A 23,002-nucleotide genomic window follows, 5' to 3' on the forward strand; every position below is an offset into this window, starting at 1 on the left:
ATACAACCCCCGAGGCGGAGGGAACAACGCGGTGGACACAGTGGACACCCGGCCGGAGGCCAGAGCACGAGAAGCGAGCACACGTCGACTCACCCGGCGCCAGCCGGTGCAACGACTTGTCGGGGAGGCCGCCGGCAGTCCGCTCAAGCGGACCATGGGCGTGGCCCAGCTGACGCTGCTCAGCGTGGGCGCCACCCTCGGCACCGGCATCTTCGTGGTGCTCGGGCAGGCCGTGCCGGAGGCCGGACCCGCGATCGTCGTCTCCTTCCTCGTCGCCGGCGTCACCGCCCTGTTCTCGGCGCTGTCGTACGCCGAGCTGGCCGGCATGATCCCCGGCTCCGGATCCTCGTACAGCTACGCCTACGCCACCCTCGGCGAGCTGGTCGCCTGGGTGTGCGGCTGGTGTCTGATCCTGGAGTACGGGGTGTCGGTCGCCGCCGTCGCCGTCGGCTGGGGGCAGTACGTCAACGAGCTGCTCGACCTCACCTTCGGGGTCACCCTCCCCGACTCGCTCAGCGCCCCGCCCGGGGCCGGCGGCACACTCAACATCCCCGCCGCCCTCATCGTCGTCCTCGCCATGGTCGTCCTGCTGCGTGGGGCCAAGGAGAGCGCTGTCGCCAACACCATCATGGTCGCCGTCAAGATCGCGGCCCTCGTCATCTTCTGCGCCGTCGCCTTCACCGCCTTCCGCGCCGGGAACTTCCACCCCCTCTTCCCGCTCGGCGCCGCCGGCATGAGCGCCGGAGCCGCCTCACTCTTCTTCTCCTACATCGGGTTCGACGCCGCCTCCACCGCGGGTGAAGAGGCACGCAATCCGCAAAAGGACCTGCCGCGGGCCATCATCCTGTCCCTCGTCCTCGTCACCGCCCTGTACGTGCTCGTCGCCGTCGCCGCGCTCGGCGCCATGCCGTGGAAGCAGTTCGCGGGCACCGAGGCCACGCTCAGCGAGGTCCTGGTCCGGTCGGTCGGCGGCGGCAGCCTGTGGCCGATCCTGCTGTCCGTCGGCGCGGTCGTCGCCACCACCAGCGTGGTGCTCACCGTGCAGTACGGTCAGATCCGCATCCTCTTCGCGATGGCCCGGGACGGGCTCGTGCCGCCCCTGTTCGCCAAGGTCCACCCGCGCACCGGCGTACCCCGCGCCAACACCGTGATCGTGTCCGGCTTCATCGCGGTCCTCGCCGCCCTCGTCCCGCTCGGCAGCCTTGCCGACGCCACCAGTATCGGCACCCTCTTCGCGTTCATGCTGGTCAACCTGGCGGTCGTACTGCTGCGCCGGCGCAGCCCCGACACCCCGCGCTCCTTCCGGGTGCCGTTCTCGCCCGTCACGCCGCTGCTCGGCGTCGGCTTCTGCGTCTACATGCTGGGCAGCCTGGGCGCCGACACCTGGATCGCCTTCGGGGCGTGGATGGCGGCCGGGCTCGTCATCTACGGCCTCTACGGCATCCGGCACTCCAAGCTCGCCCAGACCTCCCCGGAAGACCTCGCATGACCGCCCTCGACCTCACCGCCGACGTCGTCACCCTCACCCGCGCCCTGGTCGACCTGCCCTCCGAGAGCGGGCGGGAGGCGGAGATCGCGGATGCCGTCCACACCGCCCTGCGCGCCCTGCCCCATCTCACGGTCGACCGGGTCGGCAACTCCGTCGTCGCCCGCACCCGCCTCGGCCGGTCCGAACGCGCCCTGATCGCAGGCCACCTGGACACCGTCCCGGCCGCCGGGAACCTGCCCTCCCATCTCGCCGGCGACCGCGTGCACGGGCTGGGCGCCTGCGACATGAAGGGCGGCGTGGCCGTGGCACTCCGGCTGGCCGCCACCGTTCAGGCGCCCGTGCGCGACCTCACCTACGTCTTCTACGAGTGCGAGGAGGTGGAAGGGGACCGCAACGGGCTCGCCCGTATCGGCACCGAGCGGCCGGACCTGCTCGCCGACGCCTCCCTCGCCATCCTCATGGAGCCCTCCGACGCGGGCGTGGAGGCCGGTTGCCAGGGCACCCTCACCGCCGACATCGTGGTCAAGGGCGCCCGCGCCCACACCGCCCGCGCCTGGCAGGGCGTCAACGCGGCGCACAAGGCCGGCCAGGTCCTCCAGCGGCTCGACGCGCACCGGCCCGAGCGGGTCGTCGTCGACGGGCTGGAGTACCGGGAGGGGCTCAGCGCCGTCGCCGTACGGGCCGGGGTCGCCGGGAACGTCGTACCGGACGAGTGTGTCGTCACCGTCAACTGCCGCTTCGTACCCAGTCGTTCACCGGAGGAGGCGGAGGCGTACGTGCGCTCGCTCTTCCCCGGGTACGAGGTGCGCGTCACCGAGGTCGTCGGCGGTGCCCTGCCGCACCTGGACCGGGTCGGCGGGCTCGTCGCCGCGCTCGGTGCCGAGCCGCGGCCCAAGCTCGGCTGGACGGACGTCGCCCGGTTCGCCGCGCTGGGCGTGCCCGCCCTCAACTACGGCCCCGGGGACCCCTCCCTCGCCCACACGGCGGGGGAGTACGTCCCCGTGGAGCACCTGCGTCGGTGCGAGGACCGGCTCAGGCAGTGGCTCCGGTGAGCCCCGCCAGCACCCGCAACTGAAGCCAGAGCACCAGCCGTTCGTCGGGGTCGTCCAGATCGACCCCGGCGTGCTGCTGGAGCTGCCGGAGCCGGTAGCGGCAGGTGTTGGGGTGCACGGCGAGCAGCCTCGCCGCGCCCGCCATGTCACAGCCCGCGTCGAACCAGCAGACCAGCGTGCGGGCGTACTCCGTGCCGTGCGCGGCGTCGTACGCCAGCACCCGCCGCCAGGCGCCCGCGGTCAACTCCCGCCGCTCGCCCATCACTTCGGCCAGCCGCAGCAGCGTGACGCGGGGCCGCACCTCGTCCACGCCGGCCACCGGCAGCTCCGCGTCCAGCACCCGCAGCACCAGGTCGGCGTCCGCCCGGGAGTCCGCGAGCCCCGCCGCGTCCGGCACGACCTCGCCGAGCGCCGCCCGCACCGGCACCCGCAGCGCCTGTCCGGCCCGCGCCACGATGTCCTCGGCGAGCTTCTTGTGCCGCTCTCCCGGGCCGGGCAGCACCGCGTACACCACCCCGTCCACCAGCACCCCCGCGTGCCGCCCGTAGCGGGCCTCGCACTGCAGCCGTACGACGTCCAGCAGACGCAGGGCGGTGCGCTCGGCGTCCGGGACGCTCGCGGCCGAGTCCAGCACGAAGGCCGCCACCCGAGCGGGCCCGGCCAGGCCCAGGCGTTCGGCGGCCGTCGACGCGTCCGCCGCCGTGCCGTCCAGCAGACGGCGCAGCAGCTCGCTGCCCCGGTGCCGGGCCAGTTCCCGGGCGGCGCGCGCCCGCAGCAGGAGCAGGGCCGCGGTGGAGGCGCCCTGGGCGAGGGTGTCCTCGGCGTCCGGGGCGAGCGAGCCACCGTCGATCACCCACACCGAGCCGAGCGTCTCCCCGCCGGCCCGCACCGGCATCGCGAGCCGGGGCAGGTCCCCGTCCGCGAGCGCGGGCAGCCTCAGCGGGCGGTCGGCGGCGAACAGCCGGCGGTACTGCTCGGTGTTCTCCGCGCTGGCCGGCACCTGCCGGCCGAGGATGCCCTGCCGGCGGTCCTCGTCCACCGGCTGACCGGGGACGGTGGAGTAGGCCAGGATCCGCTGCCGGGGGTCCTCGACGGCCGTCGCCCCGCCGGTCGCCGTGGCGATCGCGTCGGCCAGCGCGAACAGGTCACCGAGCCCGGTGTCGGAGGGCACGGCGGCGGGCTGGGCGGCGATGGCCGAGGCCAGCAGCAGATGGACCTGGTGCCAGGCCGCGTCCTCGGCGACGGACAGCAGGGCCACGCCGTGCTCGTCCGCCTCCGCGACCGGGCCGACCGCGCCGCGCACCACCACCCCGGTCAGCCCGGCCTCGGCCGCCGCCCGCAGCAGCGGCCCGGACTCCGCCGCCGGCACGCCCACCGCGAGCAGCAGCGCGCCGGGCTGCCGGGGGAGCGGGGTGCGGCCCTCGTAGAGCACTGCCTCGGTCACCGGGACGGCCTGCCCGGCGGGGGCCGAGTGCAGACGCAGGACCGGACCGCCGACGACGTCCAGGAGATCACCGAGGGTGCAGGCGTCCATGAGGGTTCCCAGCGGGCTGTTGGCGGATGATGAAACGAACGTACGCGCGCGTTGGCCGCTCGCACAACACACACCGGGCCGGCTTTTCCGAGACTCGTGCCATGACAGCAGGAGTCACCATCCGTACCGTCCATGACGTCGCCTCCCTCGCGGCCGTGGCCGACTACTTCAGCGACGTCTGGCAGACGCCCCGCACCGCACCGCCCTACCCGGCCGAGGTCCTGCACAGCCTGGTGCACGCCGGCGGCGCGGTGCACGCCGCGTACGACGGGCAGCGGCTGGCCGGCGCGTCCGTCGCCGTCCTCGGTGCCGACCGCGGCACGTACTCGCTGGTGGCAGCCGCCGACCAGGGGCTCGGGCACGCCGTGAAGCTGGCCCAGCGCGACTGGGCCCTCGGCCTGGGCGCCCGCACCATGCGCTGGACCTTCGACCCGCTGGTCGGCCGCAACGCCCGCTTCAACCTGGTCAAGCTGGGCGCCACCGGCACGGAGTACCTGGTCGACTTCTACGGCCCGATGACCGACGGCGTGAACGACGGCGACGAGAGCGACCGGCTGACGGTGACCTGGGAACTGGGCGCGCCACCGGCGCCGTACGACGGCGCACCCCAGGGACCGGTCGTCGCCACCGCCCCCGACGGCGATCCCCTCGCCCGCCGCGACGAGCGGCACATCTGGTGCCGGGTGCCGGAGGACGTCGTCAAGCTGCGCGCCGCCGACCCGGCGCTGGCGCTGCGCTGGCGGCACGCGGTGCGCGAGGTGCTGCTGACGGCCTTCGCGGAGGGCTTCCGGGCCACCGGGATGTCCCGCGACGGCTGGTACACGCTGGCCCGGGCGGAGGGAGCCGCGTGAAGCTGGAGCGCGTCGAGATCGTGCACGTCGCGATCCCGCTGGTCACCCCCTTCCGTACGTCCTTCGGGACGATGACGACGAAGGACACCTTCCTCCTGCACGTCGTCACCGACTCCGCCGAGGGCTGGTCGGAGTTCGCCGCCGACCCCGAGCCGCTGTACTGCTCGGAGTTCGTCGCCGGTGCCGAGATCGTGCTGCGCGACTTCCTGGTCCCGCGCGTCGCCGCGCTCGGGGAGGTCACGGCCGCCGCCGTCGCCCCGGCCGTGGCGAAGATCAAGGGCCACGAACTGGCGAAGGCGGCCCTGGAGACGGCCCTGCTGGACGCCGAGCTGCGCACGTACGGCATGCCGCTGGCGGTCTATCTGGGCGCGGTACGGGACCGGGTGCCCGCCGGGGTTTCGGTCGGCATCAAGAACTCCGTGCCGGAACTGCTGGACGACGTCGAGCGCTACCTCGCCGAGGGGTACGTCCGTATCAAGCTGAAGATCGAACCCGGCTGGGACGTGGAGCCGGTGCGGGCGGTCCGCGACCGCTTCGGCGACGCCCTGCCCCTCCAGGTCGACGCCAACACCGCGTACACCCTGGCGGACGCCGAGCATCTGCGGCGCCTCGACGACTTCGGGCTGCTGCTGATCGAGGAGCCGCTGGAGGAGAACAACCTGCACGCCCACGCCCAGCTGCAGCAGCGCCTGCGCACCCCCGTCTGCCTGGACGAGTCCCTGCACCACGCCTCCGACACCGCCGCCGCCATCGCGATGGGCGCCTGCCGGGTGGTGAACGTCAAACCCGCCCGGGTCGGCGGCTATCTGGAGGCCCGCCGGGTCCACGACGTGGCGCACGCGCACGGGGTCCCGGTGTGGTGCGGCGGCATGCTGGAGACGGGCATCGGCCGCGCCCCCAACCTCGCCCTGGCCGCCCTCCCCGGCTTCACGCTGCCCGGGGACACCTCCGCGTCCGCCCGCTACTTCGCCGAGGACATCACCGAGCCGTTCGTCCTCCAGGACGGCCATCTGCCGGTCCCGACCGCCCCCGGTATCGGCATCGAGCCCCTTCCGGAGGCTCTGCGCCGCTTCACCCTGGGGCGACGGGACCTGTACGCGGCCTGAGCCACCGCTGCTGGTCACGTTAGATTGATTCCGTGCTCTCACGTCTCACACGTCCGCAGGCCGTAGCCGTCTGCGCGCTGCCCGTCGTGGCCCTGCTCGCCACGGCGGCGTTCGCGCCGCTGCCGTTCTCGGTGGCCCAACCCGGGATGACGGCGAACGTGCTCGGTGCGAACAGGGGCACCCAGGTGATCTCCGTCTCCGGTGCGCCGGTGCGCAGCACCAGCGGGCAGCTGCGGATGGTCACCATCGAGGCGACCGGTCCGGACGCCCGGGTCTCGCTCACCGACGTGGTCGACAACTGGTTCCGCACCGACCGGGCCGTGATGCCGCGCGACGCCGTCTACCCGAGCGGCGACACGGTCAAGGAGATCGAGCAGCACAACGCGGCGCAGATGCAGCAGTCGCAGGACGCGGCGACACAGGCGGCGCTGAAGTACCTCGGACTGAGCGCCGGCAAGGTCAAGGTCTCGCTGAAGCTCGCCGACGTGGGCGGGCCGAGCGCGGGTCTGCTGTTCACGCTGGGGATCATCGACAAGCTGGACGGCGACGGCAGCGGCGGCGACCTCACGGGCGGCCGTACGATCGCCGGTACGGGCACGATCGACGCCGACGGCACGGTCGGCGCGGTCGGCGGGGTGGCCCTGAAGACACAGGCCGCCCGCCGGGACGGGGCGACCGTCTTCCTGGTGCCGAAGGCCGAGTGCGCCGACGCCAAGGCGGACCTTCCCAAGGGGCTGCGACTGGTTCCGGTCACCACGCTCAAGGGCGCCGTGAACTCCCTGACGATCCTGGAGAAGGGGAAGGGCTCGGTCCCGAGCTGCTAAGCGCTCCGCTGGATGTGCGGCGACGGGCCGTCGTCCGGCTGCGGCGCCGTCGTGGCTGGTCGCGCAGTTCCCCGCGACCCTTGAGGGAGCTGCCGAACCGCAGTGGACTTCGCCAGGTCCGCTTAGACCAGCGCCGGGGTGGGCCTGGGCGTGGAGGCCAGGCGCAGGCCCACCTCCACGAGGGTCCAGCCGAGCCGGGTGCGCAGTTCGACCGGGGGCTTCACCGCGGCGGCGAGCCGGTGGCGCTCGGCCTGGGCGTGCAGGTCGGCCGCGTGGAGCTGGGCAAGGCGGGTTTCCGTGTGCATGTCGTGCCTCTCAATCCGTCTTGATGGGGAAGAGGTGCGTGTGGATGCGTACCTGCTCGGAGTCGGGAGTGTCCGTGCCGGGGGCCCGGTCCCGGTACTCGTCGATCAGGTCGTGCACCCTGCCTTTCAGCTCACGCGCCAGGTCGGGCGTCAGCCGCAGCGTCATGTCGCTCATGTCGGTCGAGCGGGCCCAGGCGTGTGGCCATTCGTTCCGGGTGGCCAGCCAGGTCGACAGCTCGCGTGTGTGGGCGTTCGCGACCTCGTGCAGGAACGTGTCCATCGCGCCGCGTACCTCCGGGTCGGCGTCCTGGAACTGGTCGCTGTCGAAGACCAGTCCCTCATCGGCCGCCTTCCACCAGCGCTCCCTGCCCTTGCCGCGTTCCGGCGCGTCCTCGACGAAGCCGTGCGCGGCGAGCTGGCGCAGGTGGTAGCTGGTGGCCCCGCTGGACTCGCCCAGTTTCGCGGCCAGTTGGGACGCGGTGGCCGGACCGCCGCGGCGCAGCGCGTTCAGCAGTTCCATCCGCAGCGGGTGCGCGAGCCCGCGCAGTGAGCGGGCGTCCAGGACGCGCGGTTGAAGTGGCTCGTGCTCCGTCATGCGTACAAAGATAGCTATGCAAAGAGTCCTTTGCAACACTCTCTTTGCATCGACTCTCCTGCGGTCAGCCTCCTGTGGGCAGTCTCCTGTGGTCAGCCTCCTGTGAGCAGACCGATCACGCCCCTTCGCTGTCCCGGGCGGCCTGCTCCACCAGCGGGATGATCCGCAGCGGTACGGGGTTCTCCATGACGATCGCCGTGGAGGCCCGGACGATGCCGTCAAAACCGACGACCCGGTCGATCACCCGCTGGAGATCGGCGTTCGAGCGGGCCACCAGCCGGCACAGCATGTCCCCGCTGCCGGTCGTGGTCAGCAGCTCCAGCACCTCCGGCACGCCTGCCAAGTGGGCCCGGACATCGGGGCCTTGGCCCTGCCGGATCTGCAGCGTGGCGAAGGCCGTCACCGGATATCCGAGGGCCGCCGGATCCACCTGCGGGCCGAATCCGCGGATGACTCCGTTCGACTGAAGCCGGTCCAGCCGCGCCTGTACCGTGCCGCGCGCCACCCCGAGCCGCCGGGACATCTCCAGCACCCCGATGCGCGGTTCCCGGGCGAGGAGCGCGATGATCCGCCCGTCCAGATGATCGATCGCCACGGCCCCTCCAGGGGTGGTCATCCTGTACAGAAAGTCCGCCGAAACCGCCGTACCGCTGAACAGATTGCCCAGCGAATACGGAAACTATTGCGCACCTTGCAGGGCCGGGCCACCCTTCGGCTATGACGCAGACCACACATCACACTCCCGACACCGCCCGGCAGGCCGACCCCTTCCCGGTCAAGGGAATGGACGCGGTCGTCTTCGCCGTGGGCAACGCCAAGCAGGCGGCGCACTACTACTCCACCGCCTTCGGCATGAAGCTGGTCGCCTACTCCGGACCGGAGAACGGCAGCCGCGAGACCGCCAGTTACGTGCTGGAGAACGGATCAGCCCGCTTCGTGTTCACCTCGGTGATCAAGGCGAGCACCGACTGGGGCCGCTTCCTCGCCCGGCACGTGGCCGAGCACGGCGACGGCGTCATCGACCTGGCCATCGAGGTCCCGGACGCCCGCGCCGCGTACGCCTACGCGATCGAGCACGGCGCGCGGAGCGTCGCCGAGCCGTACGAGGTGAAGGACGAGCACGGCACCGTCGTCCTCGCCGCGATCGCCACCTACGGCGAGACCCGCCACACCCTGGTCGACCGCTCCGGCTACGACGGCCCCTACCTGCCCGGTTACCTGGCGGCCGAGCCGATGGTCGAGCCCCCGGCCCAGCGCACCTTCCAGGCCATCGACCACTGCGTCGGCAACGTCGAACTCGGCCGGATGAACGAGTGGGTGGCCTTCTACAACAAGGTCATGGGCTTCACGAACATGAAGGAGTTCGTGGGCGACGACATCGCCACCGAGTACAGCGCGCTGATGTCGAAGGTCGTCGCGGACGGCACCCTGAAGGTGAAGTTCCCGATCAACGAGCCCGCGATCGCCAAGAAGAAGTCCCAGATCGACGAGTACCTGGAGTTCTACGGCGGCGCCGGCGTCCAGCACATCGCGCTGAACACGGGCGACATCGTGCAGACGGTCCGCACCATGCGCGCGGCCGGCGTCGAGTTCCTCGACACCCCCGACTCCTACTACGACACCCTCGGCGAGTGGGTCGGCGACACCCGCGTGCCGATCGAGACCCTGCGCGAGCTGAAGATCCTCGCCGACCGCGACGAGGACGGCTACCTGCTGCAGATCTTCACCAAGCCGGTCCAGGACCGTCCGACGGTGTTCTTCGAGATCATCGAGCGGCACGGCTCGATGGGCTTCGGCAAGGGCAACTTCAAGGCCCTGTTCGAGGCCATCGAGCGCGAGCAGGCCAAGCGGGGCAACCTGTAAGCGCCCCTGGGGCTCACCTGGGCGGCGGCTCGTCGGGTACGCCGCCCAGCGCCCGCAGGGTGGGGCGCTCGGGGTTCACACGGGTGGCCGTGAGTGTCACGCTGTGATCATGAGCCGTATCGAAGCGCCCCGCTCCGAAAGCACCGAAGAGACGAGCAGTCTCACCGACCGGCTCCTGGCCGGCCTGCCCGCCGAGGCCGTCCTGACCGACCCCGACGTCACCGCGTCCTACGCCAACGACATGGCGAGCTTCTGCCCGGCCGGCGCCCCCGCCGTCGTCGTGCTGCCGCGCACGGTCGAGCAGGTCCAGCACGTCATGCGCACCGCGACCGAACTGCGCGTGCCCGTGGTCCCGCAGGGCGCCCGCTCCGGCCTGTCCGGCGCCGCCAACGCCACCGACGGCTGCGTCGTGCTGTCCCTGACCAAGATGGACCGCATCCTGGAGATCAGCCCCGTCGACCGGATCGCCGTGGTCGAGCCGGGCGTGATCAACGCGACCCTGTCCCGCGCGGTCGAGGAACACGGCCTGTACTACCCGCCGGACCCGTCCAGCTGGGAGATGTGCACCATCGGCGGCAACATCGGCACCGGGTCCGGCGGCCTGTGCTGCGTGAAGTACGGGGTCACGGCCGAGTACGTGCTCGGCCTGGACGTGGTGCTGGCCGACGGCCGCCTGATGTCCACCGGCCGCCGTACGGCGAAGGGGGTCGCGGGCTACGACCTCACCCGGCTCTTCGTCGGCTCCGAGGGCTCCCTCGGCATCGTCGTACGGGCCGTCCTCGCGCTGAAGCCCAAGCCGCCGCAGCAGCTGGTGCTGGCCGCCGAGTTCCCCTCCGCGGCGGCCGCCTGCGACGCCGTCTGCCGGATCATGGAGGGCGGGCACGTCCCGTCCCTCCTCGAACTGATGGACCGTACGACCGTCAAGGCCGTCAACGACCTCGCCCACATGGGCCTGCCGGAGACCACCGAGGCGCTGCTGCTGGCCGCCTTCGACACCCCGGACCCCGCCGCCGACCTCGCCGCCGTCGGCGCGCTGTGCGAGGCCGCCGGCGCCACCCAGGTCGTCCCGGCGGAGGACGCGGCCGAGTCCGAGATGCTGCTGAAGGCCCGGCGGCTCTCGCTGACCGCGCTGGAGGCGGTCAAGGGCACGACGATGATCGACGACGTGTGCGTGCCCCGCTCCAGGCTCGGCGCGATGCTGGAGGGCGTCGAGCGCATCGCCGCCACGTACGACCTGACCATCGGCGTCTGCGCCCATGCCGGCGACGGCAACACGCACCCCACGGTCTGCTTCGACGCGCAGGACGCGGACGAGTCCCGGCGGGCCCGTGAGTCCTTCGACGAGATCATGGCGCTCGGCCTTGAGCTGGGCGGCACCATCACCGGCGAACACGGCGTCGGCGTACTGAAGAAGGAGTGGCTGGCCCGGGAGATCGGCCCGGTCGGGGTGGAGATGCAGCGCGCGGTGAAGCAGGCCTTCGACCCGCTTGGCATCCTCAACCCGGGCAAGCTTTTCTGACCCCTTTGTCCCCTTTGCGTGACGGCTCACTGGGCGAGCAGCTGGTCGAGGGCGTCGTCGATGCCCAGCTGCGCGCCCTCCGTGCCCGGCGGCACCGCCATCAGCGTCCGCTCCAGCCAGGCCGACACCTGCGGGACGGGCGCCTCCAGCAGTGCGTCGCCGTCCGGCGAGCTGAGCGCGATCAGTACGACGCTGCGCCCGTCGGCCTTCGTCGGCCACACCCGCACGTCCCCCTGCCCGCACGGCCGGAACACGCCCTCCACCAGCAGGTCGCGGGCGAACGTCCAGTTGACGGGGGAGTCCGAGTTGATGTGGAAGGCGATGTGGACGGCGTAGGGGTCGTCGCAGCGGTAGCCGAGCCGGGCCGGGACCGGGATGCTGCGCTCGGGCGACAGGATGAGCCTCAGCTCCAGCTCCCGCTCCACCACGGTGTGATCCATGACGTTGCCTTTCTCTCTCCGGGGCCGCTCGGAACGGGCCCGTACCGGGGGAGAGAGGACAGGTGCCGGGCCATTACGCGGGTTCTGGGAAATTTTTTTCGGGGACCTGTGAGAGCCGGGCACGGCGATGCCCGGAAAGGGGTCGGTCCGGCAGGACTGGCGCTGAGTGCTGCCCGGGTCTGATAGATGTGGAGGCCCCCATCCCACCCCCGAGCAGATACGGGACGACGGACATGAGCGCCCCAACCCCGGCCCCAGGTGACGACAGGCCCCGCGAGGGCTACTACCCGGACCCGTCCATCCCCGGCTACGTCCGGTACTGGAACGGCGCCTCCTGGGTGCCCGGCACCAGCCGCCCGGCGCCGAAGGACGGCGAACCGCTCGTCCCGCCCCCCGGCATCCGCCCGGCGGCCCCGGCGACTCCGGCGCCCTCGGTGGTGGAGGAGACGGGCCCCCACTTCTTCGACGAGGACCCCCAGCCGTCGCCCTCCGGGCAGGACGCGGGGGGCGCCTGGCCTGCCGACGGACAGGGCACCGGCCAGCCGGGCGCCTGGGTTGCCGACGGACAGGGTGCGGGTCAGCCGGGTGGCTGGTCCGCCGACGGCCAGGGCACCGGTCAGCCGGGTGGCTGGTCCGCCGACGGCCAGGCAGGGCAGTCGGGTGCCGGTGCGGGTGGACCGCAGGGGCAGGGCGGATCGGGTGGCCGGCACGCCGGGCAGGCGGGCGCCGGTGGTGACGGGCGGGCCCCCTGGCCCGGCGACCCGAGGGTCCCGGCGGGGGGACCGGCTCAGCAGAGCGGCCGTACCGAGACTCCGTCGGCGGAGGGCGACGCCCCGGACAACGGCGGCACGTTCATCTTCCGCCGCCCGGTTCCGGGCCCCGCGGCCGTCACGGACGACGGCACGATGACATTCCGCCCGGTACCGGGCCAGGCCCGCCCGTCCGCCTCCGGCGCGGGGGCGGGTCCGGGTTCCGGCTCCGGCCCGCAGGCCTCTGACGCGGGGGCGGATGCGACCGGCCGGCCAGGTACGGGCTTCGGTCCCGGCGCGGCCGGTCAGGGTGCGGGCGCGGCGGGTTCCGGCGACGCGTCCGGGGGCTTCCCCTCGCAGGCTTCCGGCGCCGGTGCCGGTGGGGCCGGTCAAGGGGCCGCGGGTGGCTTTGGGCCGCAGGGGGCCGGTGCCGGGGCGGGTGCGGCCGGTCAGGGTGCTCCCGGCGGGTTCGGCCCGCAGGCCGCCGGCCCGGGAGTGGCCGGGCGCTCGGGCGCCGGTGCCGGGGCGGGCGCGGCCGGTCAGGGTGCCGGGGCGGCCGGTGGCGGCGGTGGCTTCGGGCCGCAGGCCTCTGGCGCCGGTGCCGGTGGGGCCGGTCAGGGTGCCGAGGCGGCGGGTTCCGGCGGCGCGTCCGGGGGCTTCCCCTCGCAGGTTTCCGGTGCCGGTGCCGGTGGGGCCGGCCAGGGTGCCGCCGGTGGCTTTGGGCCGCAGGGGCCCGTCGGGGCACCGCATCCGCAGGCCGGCGGTGCTCCTTCCGTTCCCTCGCCCGCCGCGGGCCCCGGTTTCGGTGCCGGTAAGGCCGCGGCCGAGCGTGCCGCGGCCGGGCAGGCGGGACCGGCGCCCTCAGCGCCCTTCGGTGCCCAGCCCGCCCAGTCCGCCCCGTCCGCGCCCTCAGCCGTGGCGCCCTCCGTGCCCGCGCAGGGCGGTGCCCCGGTCACCCCGATGACCAGTGGCCCCGGCGGTGGCCAGGCATCCTGGGCGCAGCAGGTGCACCAGTTGGCCGGTGGTGACGAGCAGCCCGTGGCGCCGTGGAAGCCACCGGTGGAGGACGTCTTCCAGGCCGCCGCCCGCCGCCAGGCCGCAGCCCGGCCGGCCGGACTCGGCAAGCGGCTCGCGGCCCGGCTGATCGACACCCTGATCGTGGGCCTCGTGACGGCCGGCATCGCCGCGCCGCTCGGTCTGCGGGCCGCCGACCACATCCGGGAGAAGATCGACGCGGCCAAGCTGTCCGGCCGCGAGGTCACCGTCTGGCTGCTCGACGGCACGACCGCCACCAGCCTCGGCATCGTCCTCGCCGTCCTCCTCCTCGTCGGCGTCGGCTACGAGGTGCTGCCGACCGCCAAGTGGGGCCGCACCCTGGGCAAGCGGCTGCTCGGCCTGGAGGTGCGGGACATCGAGGCGCACGAGCCCCCGACCTTCGGCCCGGCGCTGCGCCGCTGGCTCGTCTACAGCATCCCCGGCCTGCTCGGCATCGGGATCGTGGGCGTGCTGTGGTGCCTGTTCGACCGGCCCTGGCACCAGTGCTGGCACGACAAGGCGGCCCACACCTTCGTCGCCGGCTGACGAAGTACGGGGCTACTCCGTACGGCCGCGCGCCGGGTGCGGAGCCGGGGCGTTCGCGATCCACTCGGGCCATGAGCAGCGAACCGCCCCCCGGCTCCGGAGAGCAGCCCCCCGAGGACGACCCGTTCAGGAAGCGGCCCCCGTCCGACCAGGGGCAGGGCAGCTCGGGCGCGCCGTACGGCACCCCGCAGGGCGGCGCCCAACCCCCGCCGCCCGGCGGTGAGCAGCCGCCCCAGCAACCACCTCCGGGGGGCGGCGGCCAGCAGCCCCCCTCCTACGGCGGCGGCCCCTCCGGCCCCTACGGCGGTGGCCGTACCGGCGGCTACGGCGGCGGCCCGTACGGCGGTGGCCCCTACGGCTCCGGCGCCGGCGGCTACCCCGCCGACCCGCTGGCCGGCATGCCCCCGCTGGCCGACAGTGCCAGGCGCACCCTCGCGCGGATCATCGACATGATCCTCGTCGGCATCGTCGTCTGGCTGCTCACCTGGGCGTTCGGGGTGCGCGAGTACAACGTCAACGGCGACCACGTCGAGGTCGGCAAGTCCGCGGGCCAGTCCTTCATCGCGGCCGTGCTCTACATCGCGTACGACACCTTCATGATGAGCAAGTACGGCCAGACGCTCGGCAAGAAGTGGTTCAACATGCGGGTGGCGAACCTGGACAACGGCGCCACCCCCTCCGTACAGACCCTGCTGATCCGCTCCCTGGTGCTGTGGGTGCCGTTCGCCTTCTGCTGCGCCTGCATCTGGACGGCGATCTGCGGCGGCTGGAGCTACTTCGACAAGCCGTACAAGCAGGGCCTGCACGACAAGGCGGCCAAGACGGTGGTGGTCAGCACGGGCTGAGCGCCGTACAGCGGGCGCCGTACACACGTAAGCGGCGGGTCCGTGCCGGAGGGGCACGGGTCCGCCGCTTGCGTGTGCACCGCTCAGAGGGAGACCGGCTCCTCCTGCGGTGCGGGCTCGACGGGCGTGACGGGCTCGGCCGGTGCCACGGCCGCGCGGGCCTTCGGCAGCGGCACCGTCATCGCGACGAGCAGCCCCAGGGCCAGGGCGGCGAGGGCGATGACGGTGATCCCGAGGCCCGAACTCGTCTGGGACAGCAGCAGCATGGCGAGCGTCGAGAAGATCACGGTGCAGGAACCGTAGGCGAGCTGTGCGGCAGTCGGACGAGGCATGGCAATCGTGTCCTCGGAAGGCTTCGGGGGTCGTCGGTGGGTCGGGGGTGCCGTTCGACTCTCTTCGCGTGCATGCCCGAGCCGGACGGTTGGTAAGCGTGACCTAACCCACGCTATCGGTGCACGGGGGGCGCACAGGGTCATGGGGTGGTGGCATAGACCGCTCGCAGATTCGTAAAGCGAACGTCAGGTCGACATAGTGCACTTGACTTGAGCAAGTCAAGATCTGTCTTTTCTTCTAAACCTCTAGTCAAATGACGTCACTTGACATGCGTCGAACAGACGCAGGGGAGGAACTCAAGTGACCAGCAGATCCTGGACGTTCAGAGCGGCCGCGATCGGCGTGACCCTCGCGGCGGCGTCCGCCACGTTCGCCACCTTCGCCGTCGCGGAGGCCGCCACCCAGCCGGCCCGCTCCGCCGCCGCCCACCGGCACGACCCGGCCCCGGTGAAGCAGGAGGCGCACGACCTCGACGGCCCGCTCAGCAAGACCCTGCGGGCCCAGCGCCAGGAGGCCCTGAACCAGCTCATAGCGGGCAAGGCCAAGGCGCAGGACCGTAACGGCTCCAAGGTCGTCCAGCTCAAGAGCAAGAAGGGCGACGCCAAGTACGTCGAGCTCAGCCGTGAGAAGACCGACAAGATCTTCACCATCCTGGTGGAGTTCGGGGACCAGACCGACCCCACGTCCGGCGGCACACCCGGCCCGCTGCACAACCAGATCGCCGCGCCGGACCGCACCAAGGACAACTCCACGGCCTGGCAGCAGGACTACGACCAGAAGCACTTCCAGAACCTCTACTTCGGCACCGGCAAGACCACCGAGTCGCTGAAGAAGTACTACGAGAAGCAGTCCTCGGGCCGCTACTCGGTCGACGGCGAGGTCTCCGACTGGGTCAAGGTCCCGTACAACGAGGCCCGTTACGGCAACAACGCCTGCGGCTCCCACACCTGCCCCAGCGTGTGGAACATCGTCCGCGACGGCCTGAACGCCTGGGTCGCGCAAGCGAAGGCGGCCGGCAAGAGCGACGCCGACATCAAGAAGGACCTCGCCCAGTACGACCAGTGGGACCGCTACGACTACGACGGCGACGGCAACTTCAACGAGCCCGACGGCTACGTCGACCACTTCCAGATCGTGCACGCCGGTGAGGACGAGTCCGCGGGCGGCGGCGCCCAGGGCGAGGACGCGATCTGGGCCCACCGCTGGTACGCCTTCGGCACCGACGCGGGCGCGACCGGCCCGGCGGGCAACAAGCTCGGCGGCGCCCCGGTCGGCGACACCGGCATCTGGGTCGGCGACTACACCATCCAGCCGGAGAACGGCGGCCTCGGCGTCTTCGCCCACGAGTACGGCCACGACCTCGGCCTGCCGGACGAGTACGACACCGACGGCGGCGACAACTCCACCGGCTTCTGGACCCTCATGTCCTCCGGCTCCTGGCTCGGCACCGGCAAGGAGGCCATCGGCGACCTGCCCGGCGACCTCAACGCCTGGGACAAGCTCCAGCTGGGCTGGCTGAACTACGACACCGCCAAGGCGGGCGTCTCCTCCTGGCACAAGCTGGGCCTCGCCGAGTACAACACCAAGTACCGCCAGGCACTGGTCGTCTCGCTGCCCGACAAGGCGGTCACCACCGAGATCGTCACCCCGGCGCAGGGGACCGCCCAGTGGTGGAGCGGCAGCGGTGACAACCTCAAGAACACGCTGACCCGTTCCGTCGACCTGACCGGCAGGACTTCGGCCGCGCTCACCCTCGACGGCTGGTACGACATCGAGAACGGCTACGACTACCTCTACACCGAGGTGTCGACCGACGGCGGCGCCAACTGGACGGCCCTGGACGGCACGGTGGACGGCAAGGCCATCCCGCGCGACGGCTCCGACAAGCCCGCCCTGACCGGCACGGCCGACGGCTACAAGAAGCTGTCGTACTCGCTCGACGCCTACGCGGGCAAGAAGATCGACCTCCGCTTCCGCTACCAGACCGACGGCGGGGTCGCCCAGAAGGGCTTCGCGGCGGACGAGATCACGGTGACGGGGGACGGTACGGCGCTGTTCTCCGACAACGCCGAGTCGGCGGACGCCGGTTGGACGGCCGCCGGCTTCTCCCGCATCGGCGCGTCCTTCACCAAGGACTACAAGCAGTACTACCTCGCCGAGAACCGGCAGTACGTGTCGTACGACAAGACCCTCAAGGTCGGCCCGTACAACTTCGGTTACCTGAACACCGAGCGGCCCGACTGGGTGGAGCACTACCCGTACCAGAACGGTCTGCTGATCTGGAAGTGGGACACCTCCCAGGCGGACAACAACACCAACGCGAACGCCCACCCGGGCACCGGGCTGATCCTGCCGGTCGACGCCCACCCGAAGGCGCTGCGCTGGTCCGACGGCACGCTGATGCGCAACCGGATGCAGGCCTACGACTCCCCGTTCACGCTGGAGCCGACGGACGCGATCACGCTGCACAAGGCGGGCGTCGCAACCAAGATCACGTCGCAGCAGGGGGTGCCGGTCTTCAACGACCACACCAGCGCCTACTACGACCCGGCGAACCCGACCGGCGGGGTGAAGGTCACTGACACCAACACCAAGATCAAGATCGTCAGGCAGGCCACGGACGGCTCGACGATCGAGCTGGAAGTCGGCCCCGCGGTGAAGTAGCCAGCATTTGTGCAGGTCAGACGCGTATCGGCGGCAAACCCTTGGCGGGTTGCCGCCGATCGTGTTTAGGTGCGTCCTGTGGACCGCTTATTGACACCGACCGGAACGGGGATGTGACCGCATGGCCGCTGGAGGCTTCTGCAAGCTGCCGAACGGCACGGTCGTGGTGGCGCTGAACCTGCCCTACGACTCCGCCGGGGTGCGGGTGCTCGTGCACGCCCAGAACCGCGCCCGCGCCCTGACCAGGCTGCGCAACCTGGGGCTCCGCGCGATCTACCTCCGGGGCAACGCGGCCCCGCCGACCCCGGACGAGATCACGGCAGTACTGCACCACCCGGACGGCCTGATATGGCGCACGGCACCGGCCGACAACGGTGTCATGGTGAACGAGCTGTGGCATCCGATCCGGGCGCTGCTGCGAAGACCTCCGGTGGTGCACCAGGGATGACGCCCTAGCCGCTCACCACCGGCTTACCGGTCAGCTCCACTCCCGCCTCCCGCAGCTCTTCCAGTGCCCGTTCCGTCGTCTCCGCCGCCACCCCCGCCGTGAGGTCCAGCAGGACCTGGGTGCGGAAGCCCTCGCGGACGGCGTCCAGGGCGGTGGCGCGTACGCAGTGGTCGGTGGCTATGCCGACCACGTCGACCTCGTCGATGCGGCGGTCGTGGAGCCAGTCGGCCAGGGAGACGTCGTTCTCGTCCTTGCCCTCGAAGCCGCTGTAGGCCGCCGAGTAGGCGCCCTTGTCGAAGACCGCGTCGATCGCGCCGGAGGCGACGGCCGGGGCGAAGTTGGGGTGGAAGCCGACGCCCTCCGTGCCCGCGACACAGTGTGCGGGCCAGGAGTGGACGTAGTCGGGATTGTCGGCGAAGTGGCCGCCGGGGGCGATGTGGCGGTCGCGGGTGGCGACCACGTGCCGGTATCCGGTGCCGGCCGCCTGGCCGATCAGTTCCGTGATGGCGGCGGCGACGTCGGCGCCGCCGGACACCGCGAGGCTGCCCCCTTCGCAGAAGTCGTTCTGCACATCCACGACGATCAAGGCGCGACGCATGATGGGTGTCCTTCGACTATCGGCTAATCAACTGAGCCTAGTGACTTCCGGGCCCGTGCGGGAGAGGCGGACGACACCCCCTAGCTACCCGAGGGCCCGGTGACGTACTCCGTCGGAAGAACGGGTTCCCCGCGGGACAGCTGGGTGGCGGACAGGGGGAGGTTCGCGCGGGCGGCGATGTGCCGGTCCCGGGGCACGTCCAGCGGCTCGCGGGCGACCACGTCCCCGCCCTTGATCAGCTCGACCAGCAGCTGCCGGTCCGCGAGCTCCGTCGGTACCGGCCCGGTGCCGACGACCTCGGCCTCGGCGACCCCGTCCTCGTCCAGCCGGCGCGCCGCCCACTTGCGGCCCCCGACGGAGGCCTTGCCCCCGCTGGACTTCTTCGCGACCGGCACCAGCGGCGCCTTCGGGTCGCCGGACTCGGCGCGGGCGACCAGCTTGTAGACCATGGAGCAGGTCGGGTGCCCGGAGCCGGTGACCAGCTGGGTGCCGACACCGTAGGCGTCCACGGGGGCGGCGGCCAGGGAGGCGATCGCGTACTCGTCGAGGTCGGAGGTGACCACGATCCTGGTGTTCGTCGCGCCCAGCTCGTCCAGCTGCTGGCGCACCCGGTGCGCGACGAGCAGCAGGTCGCCGGAGTCGATGCGGACCGCGCCCAGCTCCGGGCCGGCCACCTCCACCGCCGTACGCACGGCCTCGGCGACGTCGTAGGTGTCCACGAGCAGCGTGGTGCCCCGGCCGAGGGTCTCGACCTGGGCGCGGAAGGCGTCCCGCTCGTGGTCGTGCAGCAGCGTGAAGGCGTGGGCCGAGGTGCCGACCGTCGGGATGCCGTAGCGGAAGCCGGCCGCCAGGTCGGAGGTGGTCGCGAAGCCGCCGACGTACGCCGCGCGGGACGCGGCCACCGCCGCCAGCTCGTGGGTGCGGCGGGCGCCCATCTCGATCAGCGGGCGCTCACCGGCCGCCGAGGCCATCCGGGAGGCGGCCGCGGCGATCGCGGAGTCGTGGTTGAGGATGGAGAGGATCACCGTCTCCAGCAGCACGCACTCGGCGAAGGTGCCCTCGACGCGCATGACCGGCGAGCCGGGGAAGTAGACCTCGCCCTCGGGGTAGCCCCAGACGTCCCCGCCGAAGCGGTAGTCGGCGAGCCAGGCCAGGGTCTCCTCGTCGACGATGTTCCGCTCGCGCAGGAAGGCGAGGACGTCCGCGTCGAAGCGGAAGTTCTCCACCGCGTCCAGGACGCGTCCGGTCCCCGCCACCACGCCGTAGCGGCGCCCTTCCGGCAGCCGCCGGGTGAAGACCTCGAACACGCTCCGCCGTTCGGCCGTACCGGCCTTCAGTGCCGCCTGGAGCATGGTCAGCTCGTACTGGTCCGTGAAGAGCGCCGTCGAGGGAACATCCACCGGCAGCCCAAGGTCCGCTGTGTTCATGGCAGGAGATGCTACACCCCTTCGCGTCAGTGTGACGATTTGTGGGGTGCGTGGCAGCATGGCCATGTGACGTCACCCGCGCCCGTAGAGATCGAACGCACCGAGTCGGCGGAGGAGGTCTTCGCCGTACCCGAACCCGACGTCCCCTGGGTCACCATCGTGCACAACGACCCGGTCAACCTCATGAGCTATGTGACGTACGTCTTCCAGTCGTACTTCGGCTACACCAAGGACAAGGCCACCAAGCTCATGCTCGACGTCCACCACAAGGGCCGGGCGGTCGTCTCCAGCGGCACCCGCGAGGAGATGGAGCGTGACGTGCAGGCGATGCACGGCTACGGCCTGTGGGCGACCCTCCAGCAGGACCGCAAGTAGCCAGCCGACCGCCACGCAGCGAAAAGACCATGCCCGGAACCTTCGAACCGCTTCCCGGCGGCGGCGCGGCCGTCGCGCTCGACGACGTCGAGATCTCCATCATCCGGTCGCTGGCCGTCCAGCTCCTGGAGCTCATCGGGCCCGGACCCGGCGCGGACGCCCCCGGGGACCCGCTCGCCGAGCTGTTCGCCGAGGGCCCGAGCGAGCCGCCCGCCGACCCGGTGCTCAGAAGGCTCTTCCCGGACGCCTACAGCGACCCGGAGCAGGCCCCCGACTCGCCCGCCGACGCCGAGGAGCGCCGGGCCCACTCCGCCGAGTTCCGCCGCTACACCGAGAACGACCTCAGGGCCGGCAAGCGGGAGAACGCGCTCGCCGTGATCCGCACCCTCGACGCGCTCGCCCCGGTGGACGAGGGCGGGGCGGTGCTGAAGCTGGTGCCGGAGGAGTCCAGGCGGTGGCTCGGCGCCCTGAACGACCTGCGGCTCGCGATCGGCGCCCGGCTGGAGATCACCGACGAGGACGACACCGATCTGCTCTACCGGCTCCCGGACGAGGATCCGCGCAAGCCGATGGTGATGGCCTATCTGTGGCTGGGCGGGCTCCAGGAGACCCTGGTGACCACCCTTATGCCCTGATTCGGGTAGACGAGTGTTCGCTCAGCGGACGCTCAAATCCGGATAACGATCCCGTCACCATTACGGCCGGTTTTGCCGCATTCGAGCGTTCTTTGTCCCCTTTTTCCTGTGCGATGCGCCACAACGCGCCCCTGTGATCAATATTGCGGCCGTGATAAATCTTCACGACCGCCCGGCTGAGACCACCCATGTCCGGCCGGGTGCGCCACCGAGCCGACGACCGTCGGCCAGGCAACAGCTCCATCAATCCGGGGGGATCGAAACCCGATCCGAGGCCGAGATAAGGCCCGGGTCGGCATGGAGAAAGGCGCACCAATCACATGACCTCAGCGCAGGTCGACCAGCATCGCGACGGCAACGAGGCCGTGGGCGACGGCGAGAGCGGCGAGGGGTATCAGCGCGGGCTCGGCGCCCGGCAGATCCAGATGATCGCCATCGGCGGTGCCATCGGCACCGGCCTCTTCCTCGGCGCGGGCAAGGGCATTTCCAAGGCCGGCCCCAGCCTGATCCTGGCCTACGCCGTCGCGGGTCTCGTCATCTTCCTGATCATGCGGGCGCTCGGCGAGCTGCTGATGTACCGCCCGGTGTCGGGTTCGTTCTCGGAGTACGCGCGCGAGTTCATCGGCCCCTTCGCGGGCTTCGTCACCGGCTGGACGTACTGGCTGTTCTGGGTGGTCACCGGCATCACCGAGGTCACGGCCGCGGCCGCCTACATGACGTACTGGTTCGACATCCCGCAGTGGGTCTCGGCTCTGATCTTCACCATCGTGCTGTACGGCGCCAACCTGATCTCCGTGAAGCTCTTCGGCGAGCTGGAGTTCTGGTTCTCCATGGTCAAGGTCACCGCGATCATCGGCATGATCCTGATCTGCGCCGGCATCCTCACCGTCGGCTTCTCCGACGCGGGCAAGACCGCCTCCGTGAGCCACCTGTGGAGCGACGGCGGCTTCTTCCCGCACGGCGTCGGCAACACCCTGATGACCCTGCAGATGGTCATGTTCGCCTTCCTCGCCGTCGAGCTGGTCGGCGTGACCGCCGGCGAGTCCAAGGACCCGAAGAAGGTCCTGCCGAAGGCGATCAACACCGTGCCGTGGCGCATCGCCGTCTTCTACGTCGGCGCGCTGATCATGATCCTGTCGGTCGTCCCGTGGACCGAGTTCCACCCGGGCGTGAGCCCCTTCGTGGCCGCCTTCCAGAAGATGGGCCTGTCCGTCGGCGCCGGCATCGTGAACTTCGTCGTCCTCACGGCCGCGCTGTCCTCCTGCAACTCCGGCATGTACTCCACCGGCCGCATGCTGCGCGACCTGGCCCTCAACAGCCAGGGCCCGAAGGTCTTCACCAAGCTGACGCCGAGCGGCACCCCGCTCGTCGGCACGACGTTCTCCGCCGCGCTGATGCTCGTCGGCGTCTGGATCAACTACCAGTGGCCGGGCAAGGCGTTCGACTACGTCGTCTCCTTCGCGACCATCTCCGGCATGTGGGCCTGGATCGTCATCCTGGTCTGCCAGATCCGCTACCGGATGAAGGCCGACCGGGGCGAGCTGCCGCAGAGCGAGTTCCGCGCGCCGGGCGCCCCGTACACGAGCATCGTCGCACTGGCGTTCATCTTCATGGTGATCGTGCTCATGGGCATCGACAAGGACGCCCGGGTGTCGCTTTACTGTGCTCCGCTGTGGGCCGCGATCCTCGGTGTCTCCTACTGGGCGCTCAAGCGCCGCAACCCGGACGCCGCGGCCTTCGCCAGGCGCTGACCACCGGAAGGGACGTCC

Annotated in this window: 22 protein-coding genes; 14 read left to right on the plus strand and 8 right to left on the minus strand. The window is 71.5% G+C overall.

The annotated features are described in order from the left end of the window. Window positions 1-31: 31 nt before the first annotated feature. A complete protein-coding gene (locus O1G22_RS26000; RefSeq protein ID WP_270083512.1) occupies window positions 32-1,489 on the plus strand; it encodes an amino acid permease in 1,458 nt (485 codons plus the stop codon). After that, window positions 1,486-2,541 carry a succinyl-diaminopimelate desuccinylase gene (dapE, locus tag O1G22_RS26005; protein ID WP_270083513.1) on the plus strand — a complete coding sequence of 352 codons (1,056 nt, stop codon included), beginning with the start codon at window positions 1,486-1,488 and terminating at the stop codon, window positions 2,539-2,541. The genes O1G22_RS26000 and dapE overlap by 4 nt, the downstream gene beginning before the upstream one ends. On the opposite strand, the gene O1G22_RS26010 is transcribed toward dapE, so the two are convergent. Further along, the gene (locus tag O1G22_RS26010; protein ID WP_270083514.1) at window positions 2,522-4,075 is read right to left on the minus strand and encodes a PucR family transcriptional regulator; all 1,554 of its coding nucleotides are present in this window, start codon (window positions 4,073-4,075) and stop codon (window positions 2,522-2,524) included. The two genes, dapE and O1G22_RS26010, sit on opposite strands and share 20 nt — an antisense overlap. A 101-nt stretch (window positions 4,076-4,176) precedes the next feature. Between O1G22_RS26010 and O1G22_RS26015 the strand changes: the two genes are divergently transcribed. Genes O1G22_RS26015 through O1G22_RS26025 form a run of 3 tightly spaced genes read left to right on the plus strand, consistent with a single transcriptional unit; the run spans window position 4,177 to window position 6,856 of the window. Next, on the plus strand, window positions 4,177-4,926 hold the full coding sequence (locus O1G22_RS26015) for a chorismate synthase (protein ID WP_270083515.1): 750 nt from the start codon (window positions 4,177-4,179) through the stop codon (window positions 4,924-4,926). Then, a complete protein-coding gene (gene menC, locus O1G22_RS26020; protein WP_270083516.1) occupies window positions 4,923-6,032 on the plus strand; it encodes an o-succinylbenzoate synthase in 1,110 nt (369 codons plus the stop codon). Before O1G22_RS26015 ends, menC begins: the two co-directional genes overlap by 4 nt. Window positions 6,033-6,064: 32 nt before the next feature. After that, window positions 6,065-6,856, plus strand: a complete 792-nt coding sequence (locus O1G22_RS26025; RefSeq protein ID WP_270083517.1) for a S16 family serine protease — start codon at window positions 6,065-6,067, stop codon at window positions 6,854-6,856. Between the two features lie 122 nt (window positions 6,857-6,978). Here O1G22_RS26025 and O1G22_RS26030 read toward each other — a convergent pair whose 3' ends face one another. The 3 genes from O1G22_RS26030 to O1G22_RS26040 all read right to left on the minus strand — a co-directional run bounded on the left by O1G22_RS26030 (window position 6,979) and on the right by O1G22_RS26040 (window position 8,372). Further along, window positions 6,979-7,161 (minus strand): hypothetical protein, encoded by a 183-nt coding sequence (locus tag O1G22_RS26030; protein WP_270083518.1) that lies wholly within the window; start codon window positions 7,159-7,161, stop codon window positions 6,979-6,981. 10 nt (window positions 7,162-7,171) lie between these two features. Beyond that, on the minus strand, window positions 7,172-7,756 hold the full coding sequence (locus O1G22_RS26035) for an ArsR/SmtB family transcription factor (RefSeq protein WP_270083519.1): 585 nt from the start codon (window positions 7,754-7,756) through the stop codon (window positions 7,172-7,174). A gap of 115 nt (window positions 7,757-7,871) precedes the next feature. Continuing rightward, window positions 7,872-8,372, minus strand: a complete 501-nt coding sequence (locus tag O1G22_RS26040) for an Lrp/AsnC family transcriptional regulator (protein WP_270083520.1) — start codon at window positions 8,370-8,372, stop codon at window positions 7,872-7,874. Window positions 8,373-8,473: 101 nt separating this feature from the next. Here O1G22_RS26040 and hppD point away from each other — a divergent pair, with 101 nt between their 5' ends. Together hppD and O1G22_RS26050 are read left to right on the plus strand one after the other, a co-directional pair. Beyond that, entirely contained in the window at window positions 8,474-9,619 is a 1,146-nt protein-coding gene (hppD, locus tag O1G22_RS26045) for a 4-hydroxyphenylpyruvate dioxygenase (protein WP_270083521.1), read from the plus strand. A gap of 103 nt (window positions 9,620-9,722) precedes the next feature. Then, a complete protein-coding gene (locus tag O1G22_RS26050; protein WP_428986404.1) occupies window positions 9,723-11,138 on the plus strand; it encodes an FAD-binding oxidoreductase in 1,416 nt (471 codons plus the stop codon). Window positions 11,139-11,164: 26 nt separating this feature from the next. Here the strand turns inward: O1G22_RS26050 and O1G22_RS26055 are convergent, their stop codons facing one another. Next, on the minus strand, window positions 11,165-11,578 hold the full coding sequence (locus tag O1G22_RS26055) for an SsgA family sporulation/cell division regulator (protein ID WP_270083523.1): 414 nt from the start codon (window positions 11,576-11,578) through the stop codon (window positions 11,165-11,167). A 233-nt stretch (window positions 11,579-11,811) separates the two neighbouring features. Here O1G22_RS26055 and O1G22_RS26065 point away from each other — a divergent pair, with 233 nt between their 5' ends. Continuing rightward, window positions 11,812-13,908 carry an RDD family protein gene (locus tag O1G22_RS26065; RefSeq protein ID WP_428986405.1) on the plus strand — a complete coding sequence of 699 codons (2,097 nt, stop codon included), beginning with the start codon at window positions 11,812-11,814 and terminating at the stop codon, window positions 13,906-13,908. Between the two features lie 71 nt (window positions 13,909-13,979). Beyond that, window positions 13,980-14,753 (plus strand): RDD family protein, encoded by a 774-nt coding sequence (locus tag O1G22_RS26070; RefSeq protein WP_270083524.1) that lies wholly within the window; start codon window positions 13,980-13,982, stop codon window positions 14,751-14,753. Window positions 14,754-14,836: 83 nt separating this feature from the next. On the opposite strand, the gene O1G22_RS26075 is transcribed toward O1G22_RS26070, so the two are convergent. After that, window positions 14,837-15,085, minus strand: a complete 249-nt coding sequence (locus tag O1G22_RS26075) for a hypothetical protein (RefSeq protein ID WP_270083525.1) — start codon at window positions 15,083-15,085, stop codon at window positions 14,837-14,839. Window positions 15,086-15,386: 301 nt separating this feature from the next. Here O1G22_RS26075 and O1G22_RS26080 point away from each other — a divergent pair, with 301 nt between their 5' ends. Further along, a complete protein-coding gene (locus tag O1G22_RS26080) occupies window positions 15,387-17,750 on the plus strand; it encodes an immune inhibitor A domain-containing protein (protein ID WP_270083526.1) in 2,364 nt (787 codons plus the stop codon). Window positions 17,751-17,871: 121 nt separating this feature from the next. After that, window positions 17,872-18,198 (plus strand): hypothetical protein, encoded by a 327-nt coding sequence (locus tag O1G22_RS26085; protein WP_270083527.1) that lies wholly within the window; start codon window positions 17,872-17,874, stop codon window positions 18,196-18,198. 4 nt (window positions 18,199-18,202) lie between these two features. Here O1G22_RS26085 and O1G22_RS26090 read toward each other — a convergent pair whose 3' ends face one another. Together O1G22_RS26090 and O1G22_RS26095 are read right to left on the minus strand one after the other, a co-directional pair. After that, entirely contained in the window at window positions 18,203-18,796 is a 594-nt protein-coding gene (locus O1G22_RS26090; RefSeq protein WP_270083528.1) for a nicotinamidase, read from the minus strand. An 80-nt stretch (window positions 18,797-18,876) separates the two neighbouring features. Next, the gene (locus O1G22_RS26095; protein WP_270083529.1) at window positions 18,877-20,223 is read right to left on the minus strand and encodes a nicotinate phosphoribosyltransferase; all 1,347 of its coding nucleotides are present in this window, start codon (window positions 20,221-20,223) and stop codon (window positions 18,877-18,879) included. A gap of 66 nt (window positions 20,224-20,289) precedes the next feature. Here O1G22_RS26095 and clpS point away from each other — a divergent pair, with 66 nt between their 5' ends. The 3 genes from clpS to O1G22_RS26110 all read left to right on the plus strand — a co-directional run bounded on the left by clpS (window position 20,290) and on the right by O1G22_RS26110 (window position 22,984). Then, the gene (clpS, locus tag O1G22_RS26100) at window positions 20,290-20,598 is read left to right on the plus strand and encodes an ATP-dependent Clp protease adapter ClpS (RefSeq protein WP_225096222.1); all 309 of its coding nucleotides are present in this window, start codon (window positions 20,290-20,292) and stop codon (window positions 20,596-20,598) included. Window positions 20,599-20,627: 29 nt separating this feature from the next. Next, window positions 20,628-21,233 (plus strand): DUF2017 domain-containing protein, encoded by a 606-nt coding sequence (locus O1G22_RS26105; RefSeq protein ID WP_270083530.1) that lies wholly within the window; start codon window positions 20,628-20,630, stop codon window positions 21,231-21,233. A gap of 320 nt (window positions 21,234-21,553) precedes the next feature. Continuing rightward, window positions 21,554-22,984, plus strand: coding sequence for an amino acid permease (locus O1G22_RS26110; RefSeq protein ID WP_270083531.1), 1,431 nt, complete (start codon window positions 21,554-21,556; stop codon window positions 22,982-22,984). Window positions 22,985-23,002: the final 18 nt, after the last annotated feature.

The sequence above is a fragment of the Streptomyces camelliae genome (assembly GCF_027625935.1).
Classification (GTDB): Bacteria; Actinomycetota; Actinomycetes; order Streptomycetales; family Streptomycetaceae; genus Streptomyces; species Streptomyces camelliae.

Bases quoted from the DNA above. Each gene is read 5' to 3' on its own strand.
- O1G22_RS26095 (WP_270083529.1), bottom strand. From the start codon at position 20,223: ATGAACACAGCGGACCTTGGGCTGCCGGTGGATGTTCCCTCGACGGCG.
- O1G22_RS26035 (WP_270083519.1), bottom strand. From the start codon at position 7,756: ATGACGGAGCACGAGCCACTTCAACCGCGCGTCCTGGACGCCCGCTCA.
- O1G22_RS26040 (WP_270083520.1), bottom strand. From the start codon at position 8,372: ATGACCACCCCTGGAGGGGCCGTGGCGATCGATCATCTGGACGGGCGG.
- O1G22_RS26015 (WP_270083515.1), top strand. From the start codon at position 4,177: ATGACAGCAGGAGTCACCATCCGTACCGTCCATGACGTCGCCTCCCTC.
- O1G22_RS26075 (WP_270083525.1), bottom strand. From the start codon at position 15,085: ATGCCTCGTCCGACTGCCGCACAGCTCGCCTACGGTTCCTGCACCGTG.
- hppD (WP_270083521.1), top strand. From the start codon at position 8,474: ATGACGCAGACCACACATCACACTCCCGACACCGCCCGGCAGGCCGAC.
- O1G22_RS26105 (WP_270083530.1), top strand. From the start codon at position 20,628: ATGCCCGGAACCTTCGAACCGCTTCCCGGCGGCGGCGCGGCCGTCGCG.
- O1G22_RS26030 (WP_270083518.1), bottom strand. From the start codon at position 7,161: ATGCACACGGAAACCCGCCTTGCCCAGCTCCACGCGGCCGACCTGCAC.
- O1G22_RS26085 (WP_270083527.1), top strand. From the start codon at position 17,872: ATGGCCGCTGGAGGCTTCTGCAAGCTGCCGAACGGCACGGTCGTGGTG.
- O1G22_RS26090 (WP_270083528.1), bottom strand. From the start codon at position 18,796: ATGCGTCGCGCCTTGATCGTCGTGGATGTGCAGAACGACTTCTGCGAA.
- O1G22_RS26055 (WP_270083523.1), bottom strand. From the start codon at position 11,578: ATGGATCACACCGTGGTGGAGCGGGAGCTGGAGCTGAGGCTCATCCTG.
- dapE (WP_270083513.1), top strand. From the start codon at position 1,486: ATGACCGCCCTCGACCTCACCGCCGACGTCGTCACCCTCACCCGCGCC.
- O1G22_RS26070 (WP_270083524.1), top strand. From the start codon at position 13,980: ATGAGCAGCGAACCGCCCCCCGGCTCCGGAGAGCAGCCCCCCGAGGAC.
- O1G22_RS26065 (WP_428986405.1), top strand. From the start codon at position 11,812: ATGAGCGCCCCAACCCCGGCCCCAGGTGACGACAGGCCCCGCGAGGGC.
- O1G22_RS26010 (WP_270083514.1), bottom strand. From the start codon at position 4,075: ATGGACGCCTGCACCCTCGGTGATCTCCTGGACGTCGTCGGCGGTCCG.
- O1G22_RS26110 (WP_270083531.1), top strand. From the start codon at position 21,554: ATGACCTCAGCGCAGGTCGACCAGCATCGCGACGGCAACGAGGCCGTG.